The sequence below is a fragment of the Mesorhizobium sp. Root552 genome (assembly GCF_001427285.1).
Taxonomy (GTDB): domain Bacteria; phylum Pseudomonadota; class Alphaproteobacteria; order Rhizobiales; family Rhizobiaceae; genus Mesorhizobium.
Window position 1 is genome coordinate 477,701 of record NZ_LMFV01000045.1, and the last position, 8,813, is coordinate 486,513.

Genomic DNA, 8,813 nt, shown 5'->3' on the forward strand with positions numbered 1-8,813 from the left:
CATAGCAGGCCGTAATAGGGCCGCGTTTGAACGAAAAATCGAGGTTTTTACGGATGTCCAACTGTTACCTTCTAACAAGGACAGGTTCCGTTACCGGCCGCACCTGACTGTCCCCCCAGCGCACAAAACGCTGGACGCGCTCTCTATGGCGATGCACCTCCCCCATTGCCGGAGAGACGCAGTGCGCCTCGATAACCCGCGCGGCGGCTCTCGCTGACTCCACGAGGGGGTCTTGACGCTCCATGGTACGGAGACGTTGCGCGTGTGCGTTGCTCACACGTAGTTGGTAAGCCTCGTCTCTCTCCCCCTTACGCTCGATTTTTAGTTCGCGCGCAAGGACGTCCCGCAGGCGCGCGTCATAGTCTGCCTTGTCTTCGCCGACCGCCTTATGGCAGTTGAAACGCCAAGCAATGGAAGCCCACAGGCGCGTCTCGTGGGCGGCCGCGTCTTCGTCTTCGCCACGCTCGACAAAAATTTCCTTGGCCCGGCGCAGCCTGCTCTGGACTTCCCGGCTTTTGACGGATGCGCTCGCGCCCGAATACTCGGAATGGTACACACCCCCTGCGCGTTCTCCCAACGTCCTCAACACGCGTGCGTGCCATTCCTCGTCGCTCTCGCCCATGCGCTCAATCTCGATAGGAGATGTATCCGGCACAGGGGAGCCTATCTCTTGATTGACCAAGCTGCGTAACCTCTCCGTGTTGAGAAGTAGGTCCGACCGGCCTCGTTCCCTCGCTTGCGCATTGGTGTGGTCAATCGCGTTTCGCGCCTTTTCGAGGCAGGGGCCAAGAGCGGTAATCTTTGCCGTCAGGTCGTGCAACTTCTGCAAATCGGCGGCGTAGGTCTCCGCACTTTCGGCTAGCGTCCGGCAAGCACGAGCCGCGAATGCACGTGCGGCCTCGGACGCTTCGATGCACTGGATAGCTTCGCCTAGTTTGTCGGCGGCCATGCGCAGCGTCACACACGTCGCCTCGGCACGCGCAAGGTCCGCGTGGTAGCCGTCAAGCGCGGCATCATCCAGCACATCAACCTCACTCCGCCGCACCTCCAAGGAAGCACGCTCGTCCTCGGCTACTGTCAGCTTCGCCGTAATCTTCGTCAACCGGGCTGTGCGCTGCTCTGGCGTCATCAGTGCAAGCTCGTTAAATTCGTGCGCTGCTTCACCACGGCGCTTACGAGGGCGGCCGGGGCCGCGTTTCGCGGCGTCCTTGAGTTCTTTCAGGAACCCGTCGAGCGAGAGCGGCGCTGTGCGGTTAAACGGCGGATCATAGGCCACATCGTCCACGGGCTCGGGCTGATCGGGCTCCGGCTGATCAGGCATCTGGCGCTCGGCCGCAACCTGATCTTCTGCACTGACATAGCCGTCGTCCATGTCTTCGGGATGAGGGGTGGTGCGGCTACTTGACATCGTTTCTGGCTCCAAATTGCGGACACGATGCGGATATGTATGCAGGGGTATCTTACTTATGCAATTATTTTCAGTATCTTGTCCTAAATCGTCTTCTGATAACAAATCAGCGGGCAGTCTTGTCACAAGGGCGGCAGGCTAAATCACCGTTGCCGCAGCGGCCGGTCGTGGGCGCATTACGGGCTATCACGCCACCTGTGTCGGTATCGTCGCCTTTTAGGGTTATCACCAGCCGCTCAAACTTTTGCCGCGCGCACTGCAATCGCACCTCTTTAGGGGTCCGCATTAAACTAGGAATTTAGTCTCCGCTTGTGCTTCAACCGGAACGGCCGATGCACCCCGCTGGACACTTTCACAAATTAGCTTGATCGCATTCCTGATCCGGCTCGACGAGGGTGACATGACTCACGCCAAGCGCTTGCGCCAACTCATATAGCGTAATGACTGTGGGGTTACGGCGACCGCGTTCCAAGTCGCTTAGATATTGCTGACTAAACCCCGAACGCTCCTCAACTTGCTCCTGCGTCAGCCCCTTCTCTCGGCGCAGGCGTGCAAAATTACGGCCGACCAGCTTACGCATATCCATGCAAAAGTCGGTCGCATTCTGCACATTTTGAGTGTATCAACTATAATATGTAACCACCTCCCGAGAAGGGCGAAACGGCGACCAAATCGCAAAGGGTATTCAATGTGGAAATTTGCACCCTATCGATGGCGATCCAGAGGGCTAACTAAGGGAGGGGCTTCACTAGGAGCATTGCTTGCAACGGTCGGCTTCTTTTTCGATCCGGGACGCCCGCACATGAGAGATTTCTCCAGCGCCATCGCAGGCTTCATTGGGTCGCTGATAGGCGGCATTGCCCTTAGTACGGCAATTCTATTCTTTATCATTACTACTAGGAATTATATAGCATCAAGGCAAAATAAGAAAATTTTACAATATTATTCAAAAAATGATTACTACTCTATATTAGAAGGAATTTTCTCTGCATTTATTACAATATGTATAGGGTTTATATTATTTATTACTGCGATGTATGTATTTGTTACATCAATAGATTATTTTAATGAAATTGGGTCAATAGGTGTCTCATTAATTGTTATTTATGATATTATTATGAGTTCTATTATGGCGGGTCTACTTGGTGCAGGGATTATGGCTTCTCTTTTGCTATTTCGCAATATTATAGTCTATTTGCACTCCAACTCCTTTGATTACGGTAATATCTACCAGCCTCCACGGGCTGACGACACCAGAAATCGCGGGGGCGGTAATGGGCGGGAGTAGTAGCGGTAGCAATGGTAGCAATGATTTCTCCACTTTCTGATGTATATGATAACATACTGATTTAATTGATTAAAATGCTCATTCATAAGCCAGTGCTACCTTGCTACGATATTAATGGAAATCGTTGCTACCGTTACTACTGCTACCGCGCCCGACGCGCGGCGGCGGGCACCCTCACGTAACGCGCCGCCCCCTTGTTCGGCCCTTTGGTGAACTGACCATCGCGGGTCCAGCCATTACGTCGCAATATTCCAGTAGCGCGTTTCGCGTCGGCCTTGGTCATGACCGTCTGCGGCAGAGACACCGCCGCGAGCAGTTCTTGCGAACCGACTTCGTCGCGCTTCTCGACGTAATTAAGTATCGGTCCTGTCCACGGGTCGTCTTCGGTGCGCGTCGCTGCTACCTGTGCTGCTTCTCTCGCCATGTCGTCACTCGGCCACCACGGTTCCTCGGCTCTGTACGCGACAACAGCCTCTGCCCATAACTGGTCCCGGTCATTCGCAACGCTGTCCGTATCGGCACGTGTGACCCTCACCGGCCAAAAGCGCCGCGCTCCGGTATCGTCAAGGAGATAATCCGTTCTATTCGTCGTACCGGCGAACACGCAACGGCGCGGCTCGGAAACCTCCGCACGATCATAAGGGGGGCGGTATCGCTCCTCGTTGCGAGACAAGAACGCCTTCACGGCCTCTACATCTGACCGGCGCATCGCGCTTAACTCGGGCAGTTCGACGATCCAGCGGCCCCGCAACGCCATACTGGCATCTTTGGAAGTCATGTCGCGCAGTCCGTCATGGAACCATTCGCTTGAGGCCAGCCGACGCAACAAGGTGCTTTTGCCGATGCCTTGCTCGCCTTCGAGGATCATGCAGTAGTCGGCCTTGCAGCCGGGTTTCAGCGCTCGTGCGACCGCCGAGAGCATCCACCGCCGTCCAACGGCGCGGGTATACGCCGTGTCCTCGGCACCGCAGTAATCGACAAGCCAAGTGTCAAGCCGCCGGCTACCGTCCCAATGGAGGTCTTCAAGGTAGTGTCGCACGGGCGATATGATCGATTGCCTCGCGACCGCAAGCATGGCGTCATACAGGACGGCACGGGTCGCAGAAGGAAATTGGCGACGGTTGAACCACCGCAGAGCGTTGATAACGTCCGTGTCGCGCAACTCTCGGGGCCGGAAATCGACGTGCTCCATTGTCGCACCGGGGATAGGTCGCAACAAAAGTGTCTTGCAATTGAACTCGTCATACGCGAGCGCGTCTATCCATTCAGGATCGTGTTCCAGAAGGATGCAGGCGTTTTCGTGGCACCACCGAGGCCAGCCCTTTGTGGTCAAGATAAGCTCGCCGGGCGCGCTGGCTGGCATCGTCAACACACCGGGGTCCACCGGCTCGCCGGCCACCTCGACATGCGTCACCCCGGTCGCGCTGTCCCACACGGCCAGATGACCCGACCGCGTGATCGACACGAGGCAGCGATCCGGCGAGCGCTTCGGGTCCGGCCCTTCCAGCCACGATGCCGACACGCGCAGGCCGTCCCCGTCGGCCTCGGCCATCGTCTTGAGTTCCGCCATGGATACTCCGTGCGGCCCCTCGTGGACATCGAACAGCAGGTCGTCGGTCAAGTCGTAAACGCGTTGGGCGGCATTCTCGCCCTTCTCCGTCAGCGCCACCGGCTCCCAGCCGGCCGCCCGCATCAGTTCCTCGGCCTTGTCGGCGATGGCGAAGAACTGGGACTTGGTCAGGACCGGGAGTTCTTCCAGCCGAACGTCGGCCGGAGACTGGTCGCGCCATGAGTATTCCCGCATCACCGTGCCGTCGCGCTCGACCGTGTGGGGACCGAAAGCGCCCATCTGCCGGGCCGACGCGCCGCCGAAAATCTCCAGCACATGCGAGCCCTCGTCCAGTGTCTCTCCGGCCTTCACCCAGCGCCTCGTGTAGATTCGGCCGAACGGTTCCTCGGTGCGGACGAACCACGCCTCCTTGGCCTTGCCTGACGTCCTGACGAGCAGCGGCACGTTCTCGCGGTCGAGTTCCGGCACCATGTCCAGCACCGCGTTCGCCAGCGCGGCGACAAGAGCGTGATCGTCGATGTCGATGTCGATGGCGGCGAGGCCGTTGTCGAGACGCAGGCCGGTCGCCCTGTCGCGTCCTATGCGCGACCACGACCTGACGACCTCCGGCGTGATCTCCATGAATGGCCAGTCCTTCATGAAGGTGGCCTTGTCCCGGTTCCTGATCGGAGAAAAGCCGTTCTCCAGAAGCTTGAGGCGTAGCGCCTCTACCTCTTGACGGCGCTCCGTGCGGTTTTTCTCCGGCGTGGGGATGTCCGGCGACGGTTGCGAACGCAACGGCCCCGGCGTATACGGTGTTTCAGTCACGGCGATCTCCGTGGCAATCTTTCCGCCGCTGCTCCGTCTGATGGAGCGGCGGCTTTCATTTTGGGGAGAGGTCAGGCAGCGCGGCGGGGGTTCGGCCGCGTTTCTCGCTTTTCAAACCAGTCTCTGACGGTTTGCAGGCGATAGAATTTGCGGCCCCCGATCATCAGGCTGGGCAAGCCGTCCGGCTGATTTTCATAACGCCAGAGGGTCCGCGTCGAGATGCCTAGACCGCGAGCGAGCGCTTCGCGGTCGATGTAGTCAGAAAGGATTTCGGTGGCGGTCATCATGCTCTCCATGCGAAGCTACATGACGAACGTAGACAGTACAGGCCACCAGTTCAGGGGACGCTAATTCAGATTTTGGGCGGCTTTGCTCCCCAACGCCTTAGCTTCGTCGATCCACGGCCTGACGGCGCGTATGAACTGCCGCTCGACGTACGAGTGCCTCCCGGTCGCGGCTGCATAGAAGGCTTCCACGAACTTATGAGTAGGGCCCGCCCGCGCGCCGCTAAGGTCGCGCGGTGAGAACCGTATCCAGAAATAGACCGCGCGTTCCACTACGGCCTGTTTCCGCTTCTGTGTAGAGGAGAGCGCACCGCGTGGCCGGCCTCTGGCACGCCGCTTCCGTAAGTCCTCGGGATTAAGTCTCGTCGTTCCAATGGACTCGGCCACCCGAGTCAGATCACGTTGCCAATGAGATTTGGATTTGCCGACTAGGCTTCGCCCAGCGTCGAGTTCGGCGGCAAGCGCCTCGCGGGCTTTGGCAAACGCATCGCCAGCTTTGGCACTGTCACGCGTAATGCCAGCGTCTTTCAAGAGGCAGTCAAGGTCGTACGCGGCCATCATGCACCACCTTTTATCGGCACGATCTCCGCGCCTTCGTCCTGCGACGGCATCACGATGGCACCGACCCGCTCGGTGGCCTGCCGCAACGGGTCAAGCATAAGATGCGCGTATCGGGCTGTCGTCGCTTGCTGGGAGTGCCCCAACAGCGCGCCGATGACAGGCAAGGAAAGCCCCGAGCTTACGAGCAAGCTGGCATAGGTGTGCCGTAAATCATGAATGCGTACGTTCGGTTCGAAAACCCGCCGCTCTTTGCCCTGGGTATCCTTTACCACACCAACCTCGCCCAATTCGGCGGCGAGGCACAACTTGAACCAAAGCCTTTTTAGAGTGCCACCGTGCCGGTGTCCGTTACCGCCGCGTCCGGGGAATACATATTCGTGGACACCGCGATGCTCCTTCGCCGCTTCCTCCTCTGCCTGCGTGCGCAATCTAGCCAGTAACTGACGGGAAGGCGCTGACAACGGAGCATGATGCAGCTTGTTCTGCTTGGTGGCCGAGCCGGGCTTTGTCCACGTGCCGGCAGAGAGGTCAAGTTGGTCCCAACGCATCGCACATACCTCGTTCCGACGTGCGCCGGTCAGCAGCAGCAACCGGACGATGTTGCAAGCTTGCTGATCCTCATGCGCGGCCAGCGCTGTGGTGAACCTGCTTAGTTCAGCAGATGATAAATAGCGGTCCCGCTTTTCCTCTTGATTACGTTCAATGCCGATGCACGGATTTCCGGCCGCGTAATCGCGCCACTGCCATTTGAGGGCGAGCGCAAACATTTTCGACAGGAGTGATACGACGCGATTTGCGCGATAGGGCTTGCCCTGCTTGGTAATCGCCCTGTGCAATCCATCAATATCGGGGAATGTGACGTCGGCCACCTTCAGGTGTTTGAGCTTTGGCAGCACATAATCACGGATCATCGCCTTGTCGTCTGCTGCCGACGCGGCCCTCTTTTTGGGCAGATGCTTCTCGACATAGTCTTGGCATAGGGCAGCGACGGTCTTGGCGTTGCGGTCGGCCTCGACGTCGGCCATCGGGTCTTCGCCACGGTCGATTCGCCGTTTGAGTTCCTTCGATTCCTCACGGGCCGCATTGGTTTTCCAGTCGGGGCGAGAGCCAATGGTGTATCGACGCTCTCGGCCCGAACGAGTCCGATAGTTGAGTATGAAGGAGCGCGCCCCAGCAGCAGTTACACGGCAACCAAAGCCTTTCACCTCGGTATCATAGGTGATCTTGTTACCCTTCTCCGGGACCGACAGCGTGTCCGCAATGGTATCGGTGAGTTTGAGAGCCATAACTTGTGTCCGCTTCATGTCCGTCGACTCGACGGAGCCTATTGACGTTCAATGTCACTGAATGCTACGGCGGTGTCAAGCTTTATCTATTGTAAATCAATTAATTAGACATATGCAGACAGATTTTGTAGAAACTTCAAGGGCCTTTAGAATCGCGCGGGCGGAGACTACGAATCTGGGGGTCAGGAGTTCGAATCTCTTCGGGCGCGCCATTTACAGAACTCTGAACGCCGAACGCCGCCGTTTCTACGCTTGAAGCGGCGACCGGCGTTCGCAGCAATTTCGACTTCGATCCCATGATGCGAACCTCGTCGCCGGCAACCTCGACGCGCTGCGCCGGCGAGTACAGATGATCGCGGCGGTAGCCGCCATCGTCGAGGCGGATCCGTTCACCGGCTTTGCTGGCGAACCCCTTGAGCATATCCTGGATGACGCCCTGATTGCCTGAACTGTCGAGCGCGAGTTGCGTGCGCTCGGCGCCGGCTGACGCCGATCGAAATCCGTAAGAGTAAATACCTGAATAATCGGATCGAGCAGGACCATAGGCGCATCAAGTGCCGCGTCCTGCCAATGGTTGGCTTCTAGTCACCGACGTCAGCCGTGATCATCCTGTCCGGCATCGAGATGGTTCACATGATGCGCAAGCGACAGGCGAGATGCGCCTTCAATCCCAATCCGTCCCTGGCCGAACAGTTCGCAGTTCTTGCCACATAATTGGCTTCAGGCCGACTTCTTTGCGCTTCCAGCAAGCCGTTCCAACAAAACCGTGAAAGTTGCCTAGTCACTGCGATTGTGTTGAGACTTGAGAAGGGAGTTGTCTGGAGAAGGCTGTATGTATGGCGCTGCCGACCTAAGATGCGTGAGGAGGATATCCTCCATCATCGCCGACACCGCATCACCCGCCGAAAGGGCAGAAGGGGTGCTTGATGAACTCTTTCATTTGATCCCCTATGCTGCGGCTCAGATATGTAGCTGGGATGATCAACGACAGACGCATTACACGATCGCCGCGCGCGGCTATCCCACGGCTGTACGAATGGCTCTCAACGGTACCCGCTATCGCGACGATTTGGTCTGGCAGTTTCTTGAAAAAAGCGATGGTGCGGTATTTTGGAAGGATTGCCCGTTCAACCGGGATGAATCCCCATTCTATTCCCAGTCCCTGGCGCCACAGGGCTACCGGGAAGGCGGCACCGTGCTGCTTCGCGACTCCAAGCGCGGCTATATAGGAATGCTGGTCATGAACCTCGAGACCTATCAGGCGCCGGCCGAGGCTGAACAAGCGCTGCTTGGGATCGTAGGGGCGGGGTTGGCCCCACTGGTGGACCGGTTTCATCTCGCTCGTCGCATAGCCGCGGCCTGCGCCCCGCATCGTGCGGCGGCCGTATATCATGCCCAACATGGATGGGTGGATATCTGCGGCGAAGGCCTGCCTCCTGCGCGTTTTCTCGAGGTGTTGGGGATTCCCGGACAAACAGATCTGCCAACCCGTTCAAGCTGGAGAGATCCCGGTGTCAGGCGAAATGAGAAATTGCCCCCCGGACGAAAGGAAGAACTGACCCCCTCTCTTTTGAGAGGACGGATAGATGACGACAGAGCTTTCGGCGAC

Annotated in this window: 8 protein-coding genes and 1 pseudogene; 3 read left to right on the forward strand and 6 right to left on the reverse strand. The window is 58.0% G+C overall.

Annotation, left to right across the window (positions count from 1 at the left end; translation table 11 throughout):
* Nucleotides 1-64 precede the first annotated feature (64 nt).
* Entirely contained in the window at nt 65-1,408 is a 1,344-nt protein-coding gene (locus tag ASD50_RS17405; protein WP_056243700.1) for a hypothetical protein, read from the reverse strand.
* Nucleotides 1,409-1,760: 352 nt separating this feature from the next.
* On the reverse strand, nt 1,761-1,994 hold the full coding sequence (locus ASD50_RS17410) for a helix-turn-helix domain-containing protein (RefSeq protein ID WP_056243703.1): 234 nt from the start codon (nt 1,992-1,994) through the stop codon (nt 1,761-1,763).
* Between the two features lie 102 nt (nt 1,995-2,096).
* Between ASD50_RS17410 and ASD50_RS17415 the strand changes: the two genes are divergently transcribed.
* Nucleotides 2,097-2,696: a hypothetical protein gene (locus tag ASD50_RS17415; RefSeq protein ID WP_156465146.1), complete on the forward strand. Its 600-nt coding sequence runs from the start codon at nt 2,097-2,099 to the stop codon at nt 2,694-2,696.
* A 142-nt stretch (nt 2,697-2,838) separates the two neighbouring features.
* On the opposite strand, the gene ASD50_RS17420 is transcribed toward ASD50_RS17415, so the two are convergent.
* The 4 genes from ASD50_RS17420 to ASD50_RS23255 all read right to left on the reverse strand — a co-directional run bounded on the left by ASD50_RS17420 (nt 2,839) and on the right by ASD50_RS23255 (nt 7,625).
* Nucleotides 2,839-5,073 (reverse strand): VapE domain-containing protein, encoded by a 2,235-nt coding sequence (locus tag ASD50_RS17420; protein WP_156465147.1) that lies wholly within the window; start codon nt 5,071-5,073, stop codon nt 2,839-2,841.
* 71 nt (nt 5,074-5,144) lie between these two features.
* Nucleotides 5,145-5,357: a hypothetical protein gene (locus ASD50_RS17425; RefSeq protein ID WP_156465148.1), complete on the reverse strand. Its 213-nt coding sequence runs from the start codon at nt 5,355-5,357 to the stop codon at nt 5,145-5,147.
* A gap of 557 nt (nt 5,358-5,914) precedes the next feature.
* Nucleotides 5,915-7,204 (reverse strand): tyrosine-type recombinase/integrase, encoded by a 1,290-nt coding sequence (locus tag ASD50_RS17435; RefSeq protein WP_056243887.1) that lies wholly within the window; start codon nt 7,202-7,204, stop codon nt 5,915-5,917.
* Between the two features lie 136 nt (nt 7,205-7,340).
* A complete protein-coding gene (locus tag ASD50_RS23255) occupies nt 7,341-7,625 on the reverse strand; it encodes a hypothetical protein (RefSeq protein ID WP_156465149.1) in 285 nt (94 codons plus the stop codon).
* A 50-nt stretch (nt 7,626-7,675) separates the two neighbouring features.
* On the opposite strand from ASD50_RS23255, the pseudogene ASD50_RS22700 reads away from it, so the two are divergent.
* Both ASD50_RS22700 and ASD50_RS23260 read left to right on the forward strand, forming a co-directional pair.
* Nucleotides 7,676-7,918, forward strand: a pseudogene (locus ASD50_RS22700) (DDE-type integrase/transposase/recombinase); the annotation flags it as partial.
* A gap of 118 nt (nt 7,919-8,036) precedes the next feature.
* Nucleotides 8,037-8,813, forward strand: a 777-nt coding sequence (locus ASD50_RS23260; RefSeq protein WP_156465150.1) for a hypothetical protein, incomplete at its 3' end; no start/stop codon positions are given.

What these genes read in the sequence shown, in the direction of transcription:
- ASD50_RS17405 (WP_056243700.1), bottom strand. Translation starts at nt 1,408, where the DNA reads ATGTCAAGTAGCCGCACCACCCCTCATCCCGAAGACATGGACGACGGC.
- ASD50_RS17410 (WP_056243703.1), bottom strand. Translation starts at nt 1,994, where the DNA reads ATGGATATGCGTAAGCTGGTCGGCCGTAATTTTGCACGCCTGCGCCGA.
- ASD50_RS17415 (WP_156465146.1), top strand. Translation starts at nt 2,097, where the DNA reads ATGTGGAAATTTGCACCCTATCGATGGCGATCCAGAGGGCTAACTAAG.
- ASD50_RS17425 (WP_156465148.1), bottom strand. Translation starts at nt 5,357, where the DNA reads ATGACCGCCACCGAAATCCTTTCTGACTACATCGACCGCGAAGCGCTC.
- ASD50_RS17435 (WP_056243887.1), bottom strand. Translation starts at nt 7,204, where the DNA reads ATGGCTCTCAAACTCACCGATACCATTGCGGACACGCTGTCGGTCCCG.
- ASD50_RS23255 (WP_156465149.1), bottom strand. Translation starts at nt 7,625, where the DNA reads ATGCTCAAGGGGTTCGCCAGCAAAGCCGGTGAACGGATCCGCCTCGAC.